This is a genomic window from Polynucleobacter necessarius (assembly GCF_900095175.1).
Lineage (GTDB): Bacteria > Pseudomonadota > Gammaproteobacteria > Burkholderiales > Burkholderiaceae > Polynucleobacter > Polynucleobacter necessarius_I.
The window spans coordinates 330350-348998 of record NZ_LT606946.1; the positions used below are offsets into that span (position 1 = coordinate 330350).

Annotated in this window: 19 protein-coding genes, 1 tRNA gene and 2 pseudogenes; 11 read left to right on the top strand and 11 right to left on the bottom strand. The window is 44.2% G+C overall.

All coding sequences use genetic code 11. The annotated features are described in order from the left end of the window. Nucleotides 1-73 precede the first annotated feature (73 nt). A complete protein-coding gene (locus tag DXE44_RS01845; RefSeq protein ID WP_114652195.1) occupies nucleotides 74-1006 on the top strand; it encodes a hypothetical protein in 933 nt (310 codons plus the stop codon). Here the strand turns inward: DXE44_RS01845 and DXE44_RS01850 are convergent. Both DXE44_RS01850 and DXE44_RS01855 read right to left on the bottom strand, forming a co-directional pair. Next, complete coding sequence (locus tag DXE44_RS01850; RefSeq protein WP_231970654.1) at nucleotides 999-1241, bottom strand: site-specific integrase; 243 nt, start codon at nucleotides 1239-1241, stop codon at nucleotides 999-1001. The two genes, DXE44_RS01845 and DXE44_RS01850, sit on opposite strands and share 8 nt — an antisense overlap. Nucleotides 1242-1651: 410 nt before the next feature. Next, the gene (locus tag DXE44_RS01855) at nucleotides 1652-2101 is read right to left on the bottom strand and encodes a hypothetical protein (RefSeq protein WP_114652197.1); all 450 of its coding nucleotides are present in this window, start codon (nucleotides 2099-2101) and stop codon (nucleotides 1652-1654) included. A gap of 388 nt (nucleotides 2102-2489) precedes the next feature. Between DXE44_RS01855 and DXE44_RS01860 the strand changes: the two genes are divergently transcribed. Beyond that, nucleotides 2490-2930 (top strand): DUF6641 family protein, encoded by a 441-nt coding sequence (locus DXE44_RS01860; protein WP_114652199.1) that lies wholly within the window; start codon nucleotides 2490-2492, stop codon nucleotides 2928-2930. A gap of 490 nt (nucleotides 2931-3420) precedes the next feature. Further along, nucleotides 3421-3591 carry a hypothetical protein gene (locus tag DXE44_RS10145; RefSeq protein ID WP_174221109.1) on the top strand — a complete coding sequence of 57 codons (171 nt, stop codon included), beginning with the start codon at nucleotides 3421-3423 and terminating at the stop codon, nucleotides 3589-3591. Here DXE44_RS10145 and DXE44_RS01865 read toward each other — a convergent pair. The 3 genes from DXE44_RS01865 to DXE44_RS01870 are packed head-to-tail and all read right to left on the bottom strand — an operon-like array spanning nucleotide 3569 to nucleotide 5107. Next, complete coding sequence (locus DXE44_RS01865; protein ID WP_114652201.1) at nucleotides 3569-4396, bottom strand: DUF3037 domain-containing protein; 828 nt, start codon at nucleotides 4394-4396, stop codon at nucleotides 3569-3571. The two genes, DXE44_RS10145 and DXE44_RS01865, sit on opposite strands and share 23 nt — an antisense overlap. Further along, nucleotides 4393-4668 carry a HipA family kinase gene (locus tag DXE44_RS11295; protein ID WP_415065019.1) on the bottom strand — a complete coding sequence of 92 codons (276 nt, stop codon included), beginning with the start codon at nucleotides 4666-4668 and terminating at the stop codon, nucleotides 4393-4395. The genes DXE44_RS01865 and DXE44_RS11295 overlap by 4 nt, the downstream gene beginning before the upstream one ends. Beyond that, entirely contained in the window at nucleotides 4595-5107 is a 513-nt protein-coding gene (locus DXE44_RS01870) for a HipA family kinase (RefSeq protein WP_114652203.1), read from the bottom strand. Before DXE44_RS01870 ends, DXE44_RS11295 begins: the two co-directional genes overlap by 74 nt. Nucleotides 5108-5286: 179 nt before the next feature. Between DXE44_RS01870 and DXE44_RS01875 the strand changes: the two genes are divergently transcribed. The 3 genes from DXE44_RS01875 to DXE44_RS01885 all read left to right on the top strand — a co-directional run bounded on the left by DXE44_RS01875 (nucleotide 5287) and on the right by DXE44_RS01885 (nucleotide 7088). Continuing rightward, a complete protein-coding gene (locus DXE44_RS01875) occupies nucleotides 5287-5667 on the top strand; it encodes a hypothetical protein (protein ID WP_114654307.1) in 381 nt (126 codons plus the stop codon). A 40-nt stretch (nucleotides 5668-5707) separates the two neighbouring features. Further along, entirely contained in the window at nucleotides 5708-6814 is a 1107-nt protein-coding gene (locus DXE44_RS01880) for a hypothetical protein (protein WP_162785853.1), read from the top strand. A 94-nt stretch (nucleotides 6815-6908) separates the two neighbouring features. Next, nucleotides 6909-7088, top strand: a complete 180-nt coding sequence (locus tag DXE44_RS01885; protein ID WP_114652208.1) for a hypothetical protein — start codon at nucleotides 6909-6911, stop codon at nucleotides 7086-7088. 189 nt (nucleotides 7089-7277) lie between these two features. Here DXE44_RS01885 and DXE44_RS01890 read toward each other — a convergent pair whose 3' ends face one another. The 4 genes from DXE44_RS01890 to tsaE all read right to left on the bottom strand — a co-directional run bounded on the left by DXE44_RS01890 (nucleotide 7278) and on the right by tsaE (nucleotide 10651). Further along, the gene (locus DXE44_RS01890) at nucleotides 7278-8201 is read right to left on the bottom strand and encodes an SDH family Clp fold serine proteinase (protein WP_114652210.1); all 924 of its coding nucleotides are present in this window, start codon (nucleotides 8199-8201) and stop codon (nucleotides 7278-7280) included. Between the two features lie 418 nt (nucleotides 8202-8619). Next, nucleotides 8620-8695, bottom strand: a tRNA-Lys gene (locus tag DXE44_RS01900). A gap of 85 nt (nucleotides 8696-8780) precedes the next feature. Continuing rightward, nucleotides 8781-10118, bottom strand: a complete 1338-nt coding sequence (locus DXE44_RS01905) for an N-acetylmuramoyl-L-alanine amidase (protein ID WP_114652214.1) — start codon at nucleotides 10116-10118, stop codon at nucleotides 8781-8783. 2 nt (nucleotides 10119-10120) lie between these two features. After that, nucleotides 10121-10651 carry a tRNA (adenosine(37)-N6)-threonylcarbamoyltransferase complex ATPase subunit type 1 TsaE gene (tsaE, locus tag DXE44_RS01910; protein WP_114652216.1) on the bottom strand — a complete coding sequence of 177 codons (531 nt, stop codon included), beginning with the start codon at nucleotides 10649-10651 and terminating at the stop codon, nucleotides 10121-10123. Nucleotides 10652-10694: 43 nt separating this feature from the next. On the opposite strand from tsaE, the gene queG reads away from it, so the two are divergent. The 3 genes from queG to DXE44_RS01925 are packed head-to-tail and all read left to right on the top strand — an operon-like array spanning nucleotide 10695 to nucleotide 12959. Then, complete coding sequence (gene queG, locus DXE44_RS01915; protein ID WP_114652218.1) at nucleotides 10695-11789, top strand: tRNA epoxyqueuosine(34) reductase QueG; 1095 nt, start codon at nucleotides 10695-10697, stop codon at nucleotides 11787-11789. 43 nt (nucleotides 11790-11832) lie between these two features. Next, entirely contained in the window at nucleotides 11833-12618 is a 786-nt protein-coding gene (locus DXE44_RS01920; protein ID WP_114652220.1) for an AzlC family ABC transporter permease, read from the top strand. Next, entirely contained in the window at nucleotides 12618-12959 is a 342-nt protein-coding gene (locus DXE44_RS01925; protein ID WP_114652222.1) for an AzlD domain-containing protein, read from the top strand. The genes DXE44_RS01920 and DXE44_RS01925 overlap by 1 nt, the downstream gene beginning before the upstream one ends. A 22-nt stretch (nucleotides 12960-12981) precedes the next feature. Here the strand turns inward: DXE44_RS01925 and DXE44_RS01930 are convergent. Both DXE44_RS01930 and DXE44_RS01935 read right to left on the bottom strand, forming a co-directional pair. Further along, nucleotides 12982-16069 (bottom strand): annotated as a pseudogene (locus DXE44_RS01930) (FAD-binding and (Fe-S)-binding domain-containing protein). Beyond that, nucleotides 16066-16749, bottom strand: coding sequence for a GntR family transcriptional regulator (locus DXE44_RS01935; RefSeq protein ID WP_114652225.1), 684 nt, complete (start codon nucleotides 16747-16749; stop codon nucleotides 16066-16068). The pseudogene DXE44_RS01930 and the gene DXE44_RS01935 overlap by 4 nt, the downstream one beginning before the upstream one ends. Before the next feature lie 179 nt (nucleotides 16750-16928). Here DXE44_RS01935 and DXE44_RS01940 point away from each other — a divergent pair. Beyond that, a pseudogene (locus tag DXE44_RS01940) lies at nucleotides 16929-18113 on the top strand (pyridoxal-phosphate-dependent aminotransferase family protein). A gap of 129 nt (nucleotides 18114-18242) precedes the next feature. Continuing rightward, nucleotides 18243-18647 carry a GlcG/HbpS family heme-binding protein gene (locus DXE44_RS01945; RefSeq protein ID WP_197712897.1) on the top strand — a complete coding sequence of 135 codons (405 nt, stop codon included), beginning with the start codon at nucleotides 18243-18245 and terminating at the stop codon, nucleotides 18645-18647. The last annotated feature ends 2 nt before the right edge of the window (nucleotides 18648-18649 follow it).

Here is an 18649-nt window from a genome sequence, read left to right on the forward strand (position 1 = left end):
GGTGCCTCATTGACCAGAGTGAGAATATCTAGATATCTACAATAGTGTTAATCAATATTATTTGTAGACATTTATGACAATTGATCAATACTGGGGCATTAGTACAGGCGATACTGCTAAAGCGGGGTGGCACGTACAGGAGCACTACGCCCATTTCCTTTGGTTTCAGTATTTGCGCTTTAGTCCTTCATACCTATTGGCGCGTAAAGCTAGAACAATAGGATTAAGCAAGCAAGAGAAAAAATCTTTGCCAAAAGATTTTGATCGGGTGCTTAAGACCTATGATCTTTTGGGGGATGTGCACAACACAGTATTTCGGTATTGGTGGGAGCGTAATGGTTACGAGGTATTTGGGGTTCCCTATGAAAAGCCCGTGGCCCAAGTGATTTCTGTAATTGAGGACGGCAAAAGAACCAAAAAGCAATATCAAGAAGACTTTGGTCGGTTTTTAGATGATGAGAGTAAAAGAAAATCTATGGGGAATTCTTTGGTGCTGTCCATTCCTTTGGATGGCAATCAGACGCAAAGCCTCAATCAAATTAAACGTTATCTATTGCAATATAAGCATTTACAACAACCTAACCCTAAGGAAATTAAGCCCAAGTTAAACTTGCAGGGTCAACGATTTAATGCCAATGCGCTGATTAAAGGCTTTGGCTTATTAATGTTTAAAGCAGCTTTTCCTGATATGGAAAATTGGCGCTTGGGAGTAAGCGCCAAATTGAGTGATAGTTATTCACCTGCTCTCAATCACAGGGCTAAGCGCCAAACTAAAGATGCGATTGAGGCGGGTGATCGCATCCTGATGGGGGAAATTACGTATCGCTCTTTGCAAAAGTACCAACTGATTTCAGAAAACGCTGCCAGAGGAAGATTCCCCTGTAGTGATGCACTAGATATAGCACCATTTGATTGGCCCACTCTTAATATTCAATATCAAAAAACTGTTAAGTGGGAGGATAAAGAATTGGCGCGGGTGCAGAAAAAAGCCAATAATCCTAAATAAGCTCCACGGCGTTTCTCTTCATGTCATCGTTGGCATCGAGATATTTCATGGTTACCGCGATTGATCTATGCCCTGCCAAGCTAGCTAATATTCGTACGCCAATACCCTTGTTGGCTAGTGAAGTTAGAAATGATCTTCTTCCTGAGTGGCTGCTAGCGCCTGAAATTCCCGCTGCGCGGTAAACCCAAAAGAACCATTGGCAAAGACTGTTAGCTGGTGAGAATGATTGCGCGATCCCGCTGCGCGTATTTTTTCGTTGAGACATAACGCAATACTTGATCAAGTTCTGCTGTGGTGAATGTTTTTGCTTGAGCCATTTTTGAGTGTCCTTGTTAAATAGAAAGCATGCTTAAGTGTGTTTTCTTTTATCAAAAAGGTCGACCGAAATCTAGGTCAAAAAGACCTTCCTAAAATCAATGACTTAAAGAAAAGCGTACTTTTCTTTGGTGCTTTTTTAAGCATGTATTTAGTCTTTAAAACCGTGGCTCCCATGAGATTCGTGGGATTTAGACGACAGACTGTAAATAACCCCTCAAATCCAGCTTGTACGCAGTTTGATAGGCGTCCAGCAATTAGACGCTATAAATGCAAAAATCGTTGTGTATGGGCGGTTTTTGAGGGGTTTTTGTAGCTAGAGCCGATGCTTTACGTTAAGTCCACATTTGTAGCGATGAATACAGGCTTATTTGCACCTGTCGCTTTACAGCCATGCACGTTCAAAGTCCACTCATCTTGGGTTTGATTTGTAGGATCGTCGATTTTGATGAATAGCTCTCGCGTATTTGGGGAATACACGCTGTAGCCATCTGCCCGCTCTTTTGACTTAGTTAATGGGTCGTAATGTATTAGCCATGAAAAGAGCATCTCGTCTTCTTGAGCAATGCCTGAATTTGTTAATTGACTCGTTGCTTCAATTTGCTTATCCGATTTTGCTTGAGCTTCCCACTCTAGGTAAGAAAAGTAATCCACTAGATATTTCTGATTTGGGTTATGTAATTCCACTGATCCATTAAAGACAGCCCGCCTAAATAGACCCTTGCCAAAGGTAGCGTTGAATTTCTCATTAATAAAACCTCTAACTGCTATTTCTCTCATATCGTTCTCCTTGTTCAAATAGATTGAGTTCTCGTTGCGTGTTGTGCTGGTTACAAAGGGGTAGAGATCAAAAGATCGTTGCAAGGAGTTTTGTTGCAGATCTCAAAAGAGATGTTGCAAACTTAGTTGCTAGTCAGAGTTACTCATTTGCCACTCCAGTAACCCCTTAACTCCTTTGCAACTCACTTACTCAACTGCAACTATTTTTATTTCTTGCAACCAGAATTTGTAACCAAGCAACTCGCAAAAGTATTTAGTCCTGAGAAAGAAAACCCCTATATTTCCTGGCAAAAATGAGGTGTTTTATGGATAGATTTAAAAAGAGGTCGACCTAAATGCGTGATCGAAAACACACTTAATGAGCCCATTAACTACATAGGAGAAACAAATGAGTCAATTAAGTCGCTTAAAACTAGTGGCTGTTAAAAAGCCCCGCAATATGCCAGCTGTCGTTATTCGTAGAAACAAGCTCAGGTCAAAACTCTGGGAGCAGATCCAGTTAGCCAAAAGTCAGCTAGATGGAACTCCATTTGTAGTGATGAAGTACAAAACCGTAAAAGATCGCGAAACAGGACTGCGCAAGCAAGTGGAGCTGCCTAAACGTATTAAGCCTTGGTGGTTTCAAAGCGAAGAGGGTAAAGTCTGCGTATCCGTTAAATATGGCTCTTGGACTATTGAGCTTGCCAAGGGCAAGCCAAGTGTTGAGGTGGCGAGCGGTCCTGAGCTGGTGAAGGTGCTGGAATCTATTAAGGCGGCAGTAGAGGCCGGGGAGTTAGATCAGCAAATAGAAGCTGCAAGTGCTAGCTTAAGAAGTGGGTTTAAGCGATAGAAGGAGGGTGATCGGCATCCATAATCTAAAACGTAACTACCGGAAGTCATGGAAATATTTGGATGCTTAAAAGCGCACCTAAATATCTCCATGAAACCATATCAAATAACCTTTAAAATTAACACTTCAAAAGTAACTACAATCATTTATGCTGCGAGCATAGTGCAAGCTAGGCTTATAGCAAGTAGCTTGGGTTGGCAAATAACCACCATTGTTGAGTTTAAGTCTCAGTAATCCTCACTAAAATGGGAATGTAGGAAGGGAGATCATTATTGATTCTCAGAGCCAGTCCGGACAAATAAGCGTCCTTTAAAAGGACGCTGCTCGGGCGAGCTAAATACTTGTATGAAACAATTTCGAGCAACAGTTAGAGTCAGTGGGATGTTAATTAGCACTATCGTATTTGCTGATAATCCTGCTCTTGCATATAAGTTGGTCCAAGCCCAATATGGCGCCAATAACGTGCTAGCAATACCTACGCAGGTTTGATATGGTTATTAAGGAAATCGCCTCCCTAAAGCCTCCAACACCAGAACAGCAGCGAATCAAGGCTATGCAAGCACAGGTTAAGCGTGCTCAAGAAGCTGTTAAAGCAGAGCGGGCTAGGCAGAAGATTAAGGCTGGGCAGGCGGAGTTATCTAATGCTGGACAAACTTTATGATTTGATCTTTTTGCTTACTTGATTCTACTAAAACATCTTCATGAATTAAATCCGCCTTTATTTCTAAGAAGGCATTAAAGCAGGCCTCATCCGATTTTTCCGGCTCAGATATCGCAAATAATACATTGGCCGGAAGCAAGTTTCTTCTTCTCAATCTTTTAACCTTATCAACCCATGGCCCGCCATGATTGAATATTTTAGTTGGGCTATCTTGGTTCAGGTAAAAAGGTTTGATGATTTTTAAAGGTTGATTGTCTGCATTAATTTGCACCAGTGGGAAGCGTACATGAAAGTCTTCTCCGAGATCCATTACTTTAAAAGGATTTTCTAGATTCAGCTCCCTAATCCAGCTTCTGACGCTCTTCTCCAGCACTCGCTCTTTGTATTCTTGTGTGAGAAAGCTCCGCTCAACGTACTTCTCAAAAAGCTCCTCAAGAACTTCATCTATGCTTGCGCCTCTCTGAATGAGCAAAGGTCTCGATTCACTTAGTCTAATAACCGATTCTTTTGGGAGGGTTAGTACGCCAAAAAGATGCCTTATCTTTTCTGGCGAATGAGAATCAGCTGCCGTTAATTTTTTAAGGCGCTCTAATTCATCGGCAAAAGAATGAACACTTTCTTGATAAATTTTTCTATCTAGATCTTCAAAAAAATCTGTTATCCGACCATATCTTTTTGTTTTAACCTTGTAATCAAAAAAACCAATTTCCGGGCAAGACATTACAACACCAACATTGGCGAACTCGCCTGTCTCGGAAAAGGGTAGAAATTTGATGATTGAGTATCGACAAGCAAGTCTTGTCATGGTGCGCTCCAAAATCTTTCGTTCGTGCAGTTATTTAGTATATTAAGAGAATTTTCTAAATCGAATGGAATTTCTTCATTTTTGGCCTCTTGAAGCCAAATTGGCGGTATGGCAGCAGCGATACTGCCCCATGTATTCAAAATTGAAGACATTTTTTCGCTATAAGTGGCTTGGTTTGCAAGGTCAAGAAAGACGTTGTCACGAGCATCTGAAAAAAATATGTTCCTGGGTAAAAATGGTTGGAAAGAATTCAAATCCAAATGCAGAGTCATGGTCTATCACAGTCAGTTCTAACTTATTGTTAACCCAGAGCAAGTTTGGGTTATCTTTCATTCTGTCCATGTTCTGGATCCACCAGTCAAACGCCAATAGATCTTCTTTAAGTTTTCTCGATACTTTATCTGCATAAGCTGGTTGATACCAGTTTGCAAATTTAATATTTTGAGTTGCGAAAGCTGTTCCAGTCCCAAGCTCTACCTTACCGGAGGACGATTCGCTGTAGATGTTATTTGGAATATTTACAAGTGAAAATGGCGCCATAGGCAATCCAAATTCTTTAGCTAAATTAGCGCAGATCCATTCGCAAATTTGTCCTTTTCTTGTAGTCTTGATTCCCTTGACATAATAGAGATCACCATTCTCACCCCTGCAGAGATAGGGCATATTTTTGCCTTGTTCAGCAGGTTTAATGATTTCTATTATGTCGAGCATTAAAAAATTATATCTTTCGTTTAATTGGGTGGGGCTGATTTATGTCCCTTTTAAAGACTTTAGGGAGAAGTATCTCGAATTACGACACTTTGCATCCTAAGTTTGACCTTTTGGGGTATGCGGAAGAATATCTCTATAGAAATTTGAATAAATTGGCGAGGCTGATAAGATCGGTAATTATGAGAATTTATCGAAATATTTCTGAGCCAAAAAGACAGACCACCGATTACGACATTCTGTGGAATGGCGAGGATCAGGGATTAATTACATCCTGGGAGACGGGAAGAGATAAGGCAAAATCAGACCCAGAATTGGCTGCCAGAGCTAAAAATGGTGAATTAGTTATGTTGGGCTGGAAAGGTGGAGTAGATAAGCCACTTAAAACTAAGAATAAATATGGTGGGCTGCTTTATATAGCCATGTGGCAAGGTCTTCGTGGAGAAAATCTGGATATTGATCTAGAGAGCGAAATACGAATGACATGCACGCGAACAGGCGTACCTGTAACCTATACCTCTAACGTTAAATTACTTTGCGCATCTGAAGAGTCCGATGACTAAGGTATTGGTGCTTGATACGAAGACCACTGGTCTCTCCAATTTGGATGAACCTATTGAAATAGCCGCAGCGTTGTATGAGATAGATTCGGATGGTAATTTAGTTAAAAAATTGGATGCTTATAACGGTAGGCGTGAACCATCGGTGCCGATTAGTTTTATGGCACAAAAAGTCCATAAAATTCCCAAAGCAGATCTTGCTGGCCAGGATTTTGATCACGAAAAAGTAGGGGCCTTACTATCCGACGCCGATGTAATCATTGCTCATAATGCTGATTTTGATAGTCGAATGCTTGAGCCGCTATACCCTGGTATCAAAGATAAATCTTGGCGTTGCACCATCAACCAATGGCCCTGGCCATTCTCATCAGGGAAGTCCTTATCTTTGGTTGCAGCGGAATTGGATATTCCACAACTTAATGCTCATTCAGCAGAAGGGGATGTGGATGCATTAAGTGCATGCCTTTTTCATTCTGCAGGTAATGGCAGTTATCTTAAAAATCTTTTATCCGAAAATGATTACGTATTTAAAAGTACTACTGAAAATGCTTATCAGAGGGCTGCAAGTAGCATTACGCCCGAGGTAAGCGAGGCATGTAGGAACTTATTGGATATTGTGGGGGCTATCGTCTCGGATAGGAATCTACATGATTCCGAGATTATGTTTGTTAATGACTGGATCAAAGCGCACCCTACGGTTTCAACATTATGGCCTGGCAACGTGATTGCTCAACAGCTAAAACAAATCCTTTCCGATGGAGTCATTTCAGAGGGTGAGCGCAGCTCTTTATTAAAGAGCCTTAGTGAAATTTCCGCTGGAGCTCTTGCTAAGGTCTCTGAAGTTGCTGAGGAGATTGATTTTCATCCGGATGAGTTGGATGTAATTGAATTCACATCCTATACCTTTTGCTTGAGTGGTAATTTTCTCTTTGGCGATAAGGATAAATGTGCTGATGAGATTACCAAAAGGGGCGGTTTGATGCTGGCTGGCGTCACCAAAATGTTAAATTACTTGATAGTGGGTGGCCTAGGCAGTGATCAATGGAAGCACGGTAATTTTGGAACTAAAGTTGAAAAAGCTATTCAATATCGCTCCGATGGCATTCCTATAAAGATAGCTCACGAAGAGTCTTGGGTGAAATTCTTATAGCAAGTGTCGCGTTTCGCGACACTTGGGGCGGGCTAGACAGTTATCGATTCCATAACTAAACTGGATCAGTAGCTCCCCTCATAAAAGGTTTTTAATGAAATACCTCGTATCCCTGGGATTGTTACTAACGACTGGCTTAGCCAATGCAGTTAGTTATGACTGTGTTGTTACTAAAAAGCTGGATTTTGAGAATGTCTATCAGCCAGCTCAAATGGAAAAGTACAAGTTTTCCACCAGAATCCATGATTCAGATAAACCCAAAGTCGATAGGTGAAGTATTAAGCCTAATGACAACAAAGTAACGTGTGATTCCTACGAAATTGATAGGGTAGAAGTCGATAAGCAAGTGGGATACAAGAAGTTCTACTTATTTAGAAGTCAGTACGACATTCAACTATTCCCGGATATGAAGTTTGTTGAGAACAATGGTCGTGGTGGGATTGCTTTTGGGACTTGCAAATTACTATGAATGATTTTTAACCCAGCTAATTCCTTGATTATTCCAAAGCAATTTAGAGATCAATGTTTGTCCAATCAAAATTGTTGCAAGGTGATATGCAGTAAGTACTTCATTCTGTAACAGTTGATTGCTTTCAAGGGCAGTTACATTTACCCCTTGCTTTTTGGCCTCAGTCATATCAATTCTTCTTCCATGACTTTTGTGATTGCTTGCGTCATTGAAGTAGTGGGCAATATCTTTCGCTTTTGTGGATTTGTTTGAGGATCGCCTCAGCATTCTATTTTCAAGCCACGAAGCCACCATTCTCTCGCCGTAATCTAGGGCATATTCTGCTTCTACCAAAAGTGCGGGACCAAGGGATTGCAAGATTGGTGCCCATGCATGCGCCAAGGAAAGATTTGAGCTAATTTCTTCTTTGGCTTTTGCAAACTGATCAACAATTGCTCGTGCGGATACAAATTTTCCTGAAATTGGAATTTGAGGGTCTATTGGACCCAATTGACTAGGGCGACCCATGATGATCCTATTGGCAGATAGGCTAATCATTGTGCCTGCTGACATAGCAAATGTAGGGATGATCACCTCAATATCGCTAAATTTGCTGTGTAGATATTGAACGATTGATTCTGCCGCGTTAGTGACCCCGCCTGGAGTGTGAAGAATTAAAGTTAGTCCTTTACGAAAATCCATTCCATACAGGCAAGACATAAATCCATTTATTTCTTCATAAGTAATTTGTATCGCATCTGGATTTAGGTGGGGTTTTTGTAGAAATGCTGATGCATAAAATAATACATTTCTATCTTTTCGAAGTTTTGAGATGTTTTGGAGTGCGGCTGTAAGGTTGCTTATGAGCCATTGATTTTTAATATTTGGGTCGGGTGATAAGGCATTTAATTCATCTACTAGTTGAGACCATGCCGCCATATCAAACTCCTTTTATGAACGATAAACCTATAGGATGAGACCAGTCTTTCGGCCTACCTGGAGTGAATGTTGTCATTGATTTTAAGTTGGATGTTTTGGCTAAGGCTACATAAGCCTCTAGTTGCTTTGAGGCTTCCGCAAGAAGGTCTAAGATATCCTTATCGCTTAAAAGTTTGGCGCTTTTGTTTGCCGTTACTTTACTCATGCTCAAAATTTATCACATATGAGCTCTCGCAATGAGATTTCTGTCTTAGTGCGTCAATTTAGGCTGCCTAAAGAGTTTCTTGCTGGTCACCCAGCGCCCAACATCCCCACTCGAAACGTCCAATCAGTTCCGCATTGTTCCAAACAGTCGTCACATTTAACCAGCCTACAAAGGCAAAACCCCCCACTATTGCTAGTGAGGGTTTCTTGATACTGGTGGGTCGGGTGAGATTCGAACTCGCGACCAACGGATTAAAAGTCCGCTGCTCTACCGACTGAGCTACCGACCCAGTAAGACAGAAATTATAGCAAGAACTTGGTTTGGCTTCCCCGGTTTTCGGGTGTTGCCCTGTATGCCTTGTACTTACAAGTGCGCTAGGCGTTAGCGCGTCTGGCAACAGGTGGATTTTTGGAGAAATAGTCCTTAATTCCTCTCAAAATCGCTTCGGCAATGCGGTCTTGATAAGCGTCATCATTAAGGCGAGCCTCTTCTTGAGGGTTGCTGATAAAGGCTGTCTCAACGAGGATTGAGGGGATATCAGGGGCTTTGAGGACGGCAAAGCTGGCTTGCTCCACTTTGTTTTTATGTAGCGGAGCAAATCCACCAATTTGCCTCAATATCGACTGCCCCACTTGAAGTGAATCTTTGATTTGGGCGGTGGTCGACATATCTAGTAATAAGTTGGCAACCTGTTTATCTTGCGACTTGATATTGATGCCGCCAATTAAATCTGAGGCATTTTCTTTGTTGGCCATCCAGCGTGCAGTGGTGCTACTGGCACCCATTTGGGATAGCGCAAAAACGGAAGCGCCTTTGGCCCTAGGTTCGATAAATGCATCCGCATGAATCGAGACAAATAAATCCGCCTCCACTCGACGTGCTTTATGCACTCTAGTATGTAGGGGTACAAAGTAATCGCCATCTCTAGTAAGAAATGGGCGCATATACGCATCATTATCAATTTTGTCGCGCAAACGTTTCGCAATAGAAAGAACAACATTTTTTTCTTTGGATCCCATCGCACCAACAGCACCCGGATCCTCCCCACCATGACCTGCATCAATGGCAACGGTAATGAGGCGCCTGTGTTTTGCTGGAGCTGCAGGTTGTTTTACATCTGGAATGGCTTGGGCTACTGGAGCCTTTGGAGCTTCCTTTTCTTTTTGGATGGCAAATTGCGCAATCAAATCGATTTCTTCATTAGCTTTTTCTAGTGCACTCTCTTTGCGTGCGCTGCTCTTAACCAACTCCATCAGAGGATCTGGCGGAGTTGCTGGGTAGAGATCGAGCACCATGCGGTACTGGTATTCCGCAATGGGGTCTAGTGTGAAGAGTTGAGGTTTTACAGGCTCTTTAAGGTCAAAAACGATGCGCACCATGCCAGGTTGAAATTGCCCCACGCGAATTTGTGACACGTAGGGATCGTTAGGCTTGACCTTGGCTACTAAGTCTTTCAGGGTGGAGTTAAATTCCATACCCCGAACATCGACTACCAAGCGATCGGGATTGGTGAGTAATTGTTGCGTGATAGGTAGTGCTTTATCGGATTCGAGCGTAATCCGCGTGTAATCTTCTGCAGGCCAAATACGTACGCCCAATATCTTAGCGCCCCAAGCAATCTCTGCCTCGCCAAAGAAGAGGATGAAACCCAACATCTTTGCTGAAGTTTTGAGATGCTTTCTTCTAGAGGGGTTGAGGGGTGACTTGCTCATCTCTATAGGGGGTATAGTTTTTCTATAACAGCCATTCCCTGACCGGTATTGGCTTGCAGGCTAATATTTCTTGCGTTCTCATCTTCGCCGGCGCTGAGATGAATTTCGATATCAAAAGCTGGCAGGGTACCCTCAGCTTTTCCTGGCCACTCCACCAAGCAGAATCCAGGCTCATCAAAATGTTCTGCAAAGCCAGCTTCTTGCCACTCTAGGGGATCTCTCATGCGATAAAGATCAAAGTGATGAGCTGTAATGCTTACTGCTGACGATGGGTTGCCGCTGTTGAGTTCAATGGGATGGGGTTCACACAAGGTATAGGCGGGGCTTTTAACTCGCCCCGTATATCCCAGGGCTTGTATCAGGTGGCGTGCAAAGGTGGTCTTACCCGCCCCAAGATCGCCTTCTAGAGAGATATTGAGGTGAATGCTTTGGTCTGCTTGAAAAAGGTGGCTGAGGCTGAAGGCAAGCTTTTGTGCCAAGGCGGTCGTATCCGCTTCTTGCCTACAATGTTGAGTAAATGAATTCTGAGCCATTTGCCTAGTTTATTCAATTATTAAGATATATTCTGTATTACGTATGACTTCTTCCCAAATACCGAACGCTGTTGATCAGATCCATCTTCGTGAATGGCTTAATGAGCAGTCTCGTCAGTTGGGTTTTGATGGCTTGCGCATCACTGATACCCATCTTGGATCGACTACAGAGAGGCTGCGTGAGTGGTTAGATCAAGGGCGTCATGGTCAGATGGAGTACATGGCTAAACATGCTGATTTACGCTCTGATCCCGGCATGCTAGTTCCAGGTACTGTTAGGGTTATTTGCGTCACGATGAACTACTTATCCCCTACGATTCATTTTGACCATGAGTGGCTACGTTTAGCTGAGCCTACCCAGGCAGTCGTATCCATGTATGCCCGTGGTCGCGACTATCACAAGGTGATGCGTAATCGTTTGCAAGAGTTTGCACAAATTATTGAAAAGCAAATTGGCTCATTTGGTTACCGCGTATTTACCGACTCAGCACCATTAATGGAGGTGGAGTTGGCTCGTAAGGCGGGCCTAGGTTGGCGGGGTAAACATACTTTGCTGCTCAATCGTGAATCTGGGTCGACATTCTTTTTAGGTGAAATCTTGGTGGATGTTCCATTGCCGGTTGACCAAGAAGAAGACTCACATTGTGGTACTTGCCAATCTTGCATTGATATATGTCCTACTCAAGCCATTACAGCGCCCTACCAATTAGATGCACGCCGATGCATTTCTTACTTAACGATTGAAAACCCAGATGCCATTCCGGTGGAGTTTCGTAGGGCAATGGGCAATCGTGTTTATGGATGCGACGACTGTCAGCTAATTTGCCCTTGGAATAAATTTGCAAAGCGTATGGCCTTACCCGATTTTGCTGAACGACATGGTCTTGGAAAGGCTAGTCTTCTGCAGCTTTGGTCTTGGACTGAGGAGGAATTCGAGAAGCGTCACGAAGGTAGTGCAATTCGTCGTATTGGTTACATCCGCTGGCGCAGAAACCTAGCTGTTGCGATGGGGAATGCCTTAGCTGATGGTGAGGTATCGGAGATTGATAAGCGTTCTCTCAGGGAGGCTTTAATGGCCTGCTTACCAAGCTCAGATGACTTGGTAGCGGAGCATATTCAGTGGGCCCTGGATATCTAAGTCGCTTTGGAAGCTTACGCCCCATCTCACTTACAATGATTTGATGTCGTCAGCCGATAAGCCCAATATAGACCCTAGCGAAATTGCTCTAGAGGGTTCGGGTGTACAGCGCTTTAAAGATTCCAGTCATGCTTTTTGGTCTGGCATTCGGGATGCTGCAGGCGCTCCTGCTATGGTTTTGTTTGCAGGTATGGTGGGTTTTGGTGCGATGGGCAAAACGAATGGTATGGATGTCTGGTTTACCAGTGCCACCAGTTTCTTGATGTTTGCATTGCCTGGTCAGGTGGTATTGCTAGAGATGGCGATAACGGGATCTTCCGTACTAGCTATTGCACTGGCAGTGACTTTGACTTCCACCCGCTTTATCACGATGACCTTGACGCTCTTTCCTCAGCTTCATGAAAAAGATCGCAACCATGGCCTTTATGCCTCGGTTCATTTGCTGGCAATGACTGCGTGGGCTATCTCCATGCGTGAGTTTCAGACCATCGAGGCTAGGCATCGATTGAGTTATTTCATAGGTCTTGGTCTGTTGTGTTGGCTAATCTCAGTGCCCGGTACTATTTTGGGTTACTACTTGGCCGGTATGGTTCCACCGGCAATTACCCTTGGCCTAGTTTTCATTAACCCTTTATTCTTTTTGCTCACATTCACTGAAGTAAAGGCCTGGATTAATCAAATTGCGATTGGCCTGGGATTTGTACTAGGCCCATTTTTCTTTATCTTGGATCGCGATACCAGCTTGTTGACCACTGGTTTAGTTGCTGGAACTGCTGCCTATTTATTTGATCGCAAAGTATTGCGTAAGAAAGCAGGGGTAATAGGTTAATGAATACTGCCCTTCAAGGCTGGGGTTTATGGATTGCCTTAGCTGGTGCTACTCTTGGGACCTATTTTTGTCGTGCCATTGATGTTTTACTCGCCAAAAAAATTAACCAAGACAGTGAAATCTTTCGTTGGCTTGCTGCTGTAACTTATGCCATGGTTGCAGCCTTAGCAGTCAGAATGGTCTTGATGCCAATTGGTCTATTAGCAACGGTGCCATTATGGATTCGGATTCTGATTTGTCTTCTCAGTCTTGGTGTGATGGTTTCTAAGCCAACGCACCGCCTCGTTCCAGCCCTATTGACTGGAACGCTTCTGATGCTAGCTTACGGCGTTATACGCTAAGTGAATCATTCAGCTGTTTAATTTAAAGATGGGCTGCCAAAATTTTGGCAATATGTACGGCATCTCTTTGTGTGCCATCAGCAATCTGGTGGCGACAGCTTGTCCCATCTGCAACCACCCAACTATCTGGCGCCTTCCGTATCGCTGGTAATAGGCTTGCTTCAGCCATTTGCTTTGATACCCTCAATATGCTCTGCTTCATAACCAAAGCTACCTACCATACCGCAGCATGATGATTCAATCAGTTTAGGTTCGGCATTCGGAATTAACTTCAAGAGCTCCATTGCTGGTGTTACGGCAGCAAATGATTTTTGATGGCAATGACCATGAAATAAGACTGGACGGGATGCTGGTTTTAATTGCAGCTGGAGCTTGCCACTTTTTGCTTCGCCAGCTAAAAATTCTTCTAAGAGCTGTACATGTTTGCTCACTGTCACTGCACGCTCACCAAAGCCCATGACTAAAGTCTCATCCTTTAAGGTGAATAAGCAAGAAGGCTCTAGACCAATGATAGGAATATTTTTTTCTGCAAATGGCGCAAGATGATTTACCAACTCATCCAAGCTGGCTTTGGCTTTGTCGACCATACCAGCGGCTAAATAGGTGCGGCCACAGCAAAATTCCTTGGAACAGGTATTTGGTGCAGAGTCTACTTTTTCCTTAGCCAAGTTCTTCTGTGGAATATGGACGCGATACCCAGCGGCTTTTAGTACAGCGAGCGCTGCTTGCAAATTTTCATCTTCAAAGTAGGCATTGAAGGTATCTGCCAACAGTACAACACCTTTATTACCATTGGCATCATCTTGGCTGAGTTCAGCTGGGGTAAATTGATAAGGTGCAATTGCATTCTTATTGCTCCAGAATGTTTTTGCTTTCCAGATTGGCAGACTTCTTTGTGCAGAGATGCCCATGATCCATTCTTGTAATTTGGCAATCGGCGCAATATGGTTACGCAGATTGAGTAGCGCAGGCAAACCAGGGATGTTTCTAATGATGGGCGCATATTTTGGTAGATAGGCAACAGCCAGATCTTGTAATGAATGCCCAACCCGTTTTTTGTAGGCCGACAAAAACTCAATCTTCATCTTTGCCATATCGACGCCAGTAGGGCATTCACGGCGACAGGCCTTGCAGCTTACACAGAGCTCCATTACTTCTTTAATAGTGTCGCTACCAAGGGGTGAACTTTCGTCCTTGATATCCAATTGATTGGAGAGTGCGAGACGTAAGATATTGGCGCGACCACGGGTGAGGTGTTTTTCATCACGCGTCACGCGGTAACTTGGGCACATTACTTCCGCATCAAATTTACGACAGTGACCATTGTTGTTGCACATCTCCACTGCTTTGGCTAAGCCCATTGCTGGGTCACCGCCAGTACCGGGTGCACTGGTCTCTTCAGTGACGGGATTATTTTGTACGTTCCAAGCTGACCAATCTAAAGCGGGTTGAAGTGGAATGACCTTATAGCTAGGCGGAAAACGGAAATTACTCGCATCATCCATCTTCGGTGGGTCAATAATCTTGCCGGGATTAAATAATCCATTCGGATCAAACTCATGCTTAATTTCTGCAAGTGCTTCTGTAATCTTAGGACCAAATTGCCAGGAGATCCATTCGCCGAGGCAGAGTCCATCGCCATGCTCGCCACTATATGCACCTTTGTATTTGCGAACTAATGCAGAGGCTTCTTCAGCAACGGCACGCATTTTTTGTGCGCCATCACGGCGCATGTCTAGGATGGGGCGTACGTGGAGCGTTCCTACTGAAGCATGCGCATACCAAGTACCTCGTGAGCCATATTTAGAAAATACATCTGTGAGCGCTTGGGTATATTCAGCAAGACTCTCTAGCGGGACTGCACAGCCTTCGATAAAGCTCACTGGCTTGCCGTCACCTTTAAGACTCATCATGATATTTAAGCCGGCCTTACGTACTTCCCATAAATTCTTTTGCAAACCAGCATCAGGCATAGCTACTACCGAGCCTGGTAGACCTAGGTCACCCATAAGGCCCTGTAAAGACTTTAGTTTCTCGAGCAAGGATGCGTGTGCTTCGCCAAAGAACTCCACCAATAGAATTGCTTCAGGGGTCGGGCCGCTAGCATCAATGAGGGCAGTCTCAATGGTTTTCTTAAGGCTGGGGTTGTGACGCGCTAAATCAATCATGGTGCGATCGACTAATTCAACCGCAGTGGGCCCAGGCTTGACGATATGCTGCGCGCTATCCATTGCTTTGAAGAAGCTTGCAAAGTTCACCACTCCAAGCACTTTGTGTTGTGGCAAGGGTGCTAATTTCAATTCAAGCGATTTGAAATACGCCAAAGTACCTTCACTGCCTACCAACAGGTGCGCCAAATTCACGCTGCCATCTTGTGTATAGGGGCGCTCGCTTTGTGGATGAAAGACATCCAAGTTGTATCCAGCAACACGACGCAACACTTTGGGGAAGTGCGCTTCGATTTCAGGTTGGAGGCTATTCGCTAAACCTTTTACAAAGTCACCAAGTTGTTTTGCAGCGCCAGAGCTATTGGCGTAATTTCCAAAGCTTGCTACTTGGCCGTTGGCTAACCAAGCATCAATACCCAAAACGTTGTGCACCATGTTCCCATAAGCAATAGAGCGACTACCGCAGGAGTTATTACCCGCCATGCCGCCTATTGTTGCTTGCGCAGCGGTAGAGACGTCTACTGGGTACCAGAGGCCATGGGGTTTGAGTGCTGCATTGAGGTGATCTAATACAATGCCAGGCTCAACTACTGCAGTTCCCTTTTCTGGATCAGCATGCAAAAGCTTGCGAAAGTATTTCGTGTTGTCGATTACTAGTGCTGTGCCGGTAGTCTGTCCGCACTGACTGGTGCCTCCTCCACGAGGCAAAACGGGCACACCCAGATCAGCTGCAATCTGAATAGCTGTTGCAATATCTTCAGCTGTTTTGGGAACAAAGACGGCGACAGGCATAGCTTGGTAGATAGATGCATCAGTTGCATAACGTCCACGACTAGCCATATCGGTCATGACTTCGCCAGAGGTTTCTTGCCTCAGGCGCTTGGCTAACTCTGCCTTGTTGGCAACGAATTCTGGAAGTGGTAAATCGAGTGGCTTGTTCATGCTGCAACTTTCTGTTTGGATTCTGAGTCAACTAATTGGATCGCTACATCGCGTTTATTCATGACGTGCTGCATCATGACTTTGCGCATGCGTGAGCTATCGCGAGCTTTTAATCCGTCCAACATCTCTTGATGTTCGCCCACTGCTTTCTCCCACTTCACGCCATCTTGATTGGAGCGAAAGCGCAGTGCCTCAATTCGGGCATTGACTTGGGTAAAGAGCTGGCTTAAGACGGGATTGTTTGCCGCTTGATTGATGACCTGGTGAATCTTGAGATTGAGTTGGGAGTAGCTCGAGAGATCTCTGCGAGCATACGAGGCCATCATTTCATATTGGAGTGCTTCAAGTTCAATGAGAGCTTGATCGCTAATATTTTGTGCCGCCAGTTCGCCAGAGTAGCCCTCTAAGTTTGCAATCACATCAAAGGTGTGCAGGATATCGTCCCGGCTTAATTGAATTGTAATAGCTCCACGGTTGGCAATCAGCTCTACCAGCCCATCCGCTGCCAAACGTCGAATCGCCTCGCGAATAGGGGTGCGTGACACATTGAGCTGTTCTGCTAACTCACGTTCATTCAATTTGCTTCCCGGCGTAATGGCGCCCTCTACCAATAAAGCTCGCAGCTTTTGGAAGGTGACCTCGTGTAAGTTTTGGGTATTTTGGGGTGCAGTGAGCATCATTTGAAATGCCTTAATTTTGTATACATATTTACTATAACCTATCAATAGCCATAAATAACGCTATGAATTGCTTATTTTTCACTTATTTGAAAAATATTTTGCATACAAAATTGTAAATTACCAAAAAGTGCCTTACACTGGCCAGCAAGATTAACAACAAAAACCAAGCGAGACTCAGCATGTTAAAACTAGATAACCACCTCTCAGGACGTCATTTTTTACATATTCCTGGCCCAAGCCCAGTGCCATCCCGCATCCTGCGGGCAATCAGCTATCAAACGATTGATCATCGTGGACCCGAATTCGGTGAATTTGGTCTCAAGGTTCTAGATGGTATTAAGAAGATTTTTAAGACTGAGCAACCAGTCATTATTTATTCCGCCTCTGGAACAGGTTCATGAGAAGGGGCTTTGGTTAATGTCCTCAATCCTGGTGACAAGGTGCTCTTTTATGAAACCGGTCAGTTCGCCAATTTGTGGCGCGCTTTGGGTAAGCGTCTTGGTTTGGATGTTGAGGTGGTAACTAAGCCTGGTCAAGATACATGGCGTTGGGGTGTTGATGCATCTGTCATTGAAGAGCGCTTACGTAAAGACACTGGTCATGAAATCAAGGCGGTTTGTGTAGTCCATAACGAAACCTCTACGGGTGTGACTTCGAACATTGCCGCAGTTCGTAAGGCAATTGATTCTCTCAAGTACCCAGCACTGCTGTTGGTTGATAGCGTTTCTGGCTTGGGCTCTGCAGACTATGAGCACGACAAATGGGGTGCGGACGTTACCGTGTCTGGCTCACAAAAAGGTTTAATGCTGCCTCCAGGCATTGGCTTTAATGCCTTGTCAGCGCGCGCAATTGAAGTCAGTAAAACGAACAAGATGTCTAAGGCCTATTGGGCTTGGGATGAAATCTTGGAGTCCAATAAATCAGGCTACTGGCCAACTACGCCAAGTACTAATTTGATGTATGGCTTACATGAGGCTTTGGACATGATGATGGCTGAGGGCTTAGATAATATTTTTGCTCGCCACCAGCGTCTTGCGGCTGCTTGCCGTGAAGCGGTGAATGCTTGGGGTTTAGAAATCCAGTGCCAAGATAAAGATTGCTATTCACCAGTACTCACTTGTATTGCTACACCAGAAGGTATGGATGCGGATGTTCTGCGTAAGCATGCTCTGGAGAAGTTCAATTTATCCCTGGGTACAGGCCTTGGGAAAATTAAAGGCAAGGCCTTCCGCATTGGCCATTTGGGTGATTGCAATGAGCTCAGTCTGATGGCTGCACTTAGTGGAGTAGAGATGAGTTTGGGCGCTATGGGCTATAAGCCTAAGGCAAGCGGTGTTGTTGCTGCCCAAGAATTTCTAAAATAATCAGTAAGTTGGGTGTAAATGGGGTGTCGGCTAGTGAATCTATCGGCTAACACCCCTTATAATTCAAGTACTTATATAGATAGTACTTTCATCAAATAAAACATATTCGAGACAGAAAGATTTCACATGTTGGCAACTAAACCGTATTTAACCCAGGCTGATGTTCAAAAGATTTTGGATGCAGCAGACAAACATGCAGCAGCAAATAACTGGGCAGTGACTATCGCCGTTTGTGATGATGGTGGACATGTATTGGGTTTAACTCGTCGCGATGGTTGCGCTCCTGTCTCTGCTTACATCGCTCAAGAAAAAGCGCGTACTGCTGCAATGGGTAAACGCGAGAGCCGCGTGTACGAAGAAATTATTAATAACGGACGTATTTCCTTTTTATCTGCCCCACATATTTCGAGCATGTTGGAAGGTGGCGTCAATATCGAGGTAAATAGGTTTACCATCGGCGCAGTCGGCGTTTCCGGCGTTAAATCGACTGAGGATGCCGAAACCGCGAAGGCCGGCATTGCAGCCATTCTGTAAGT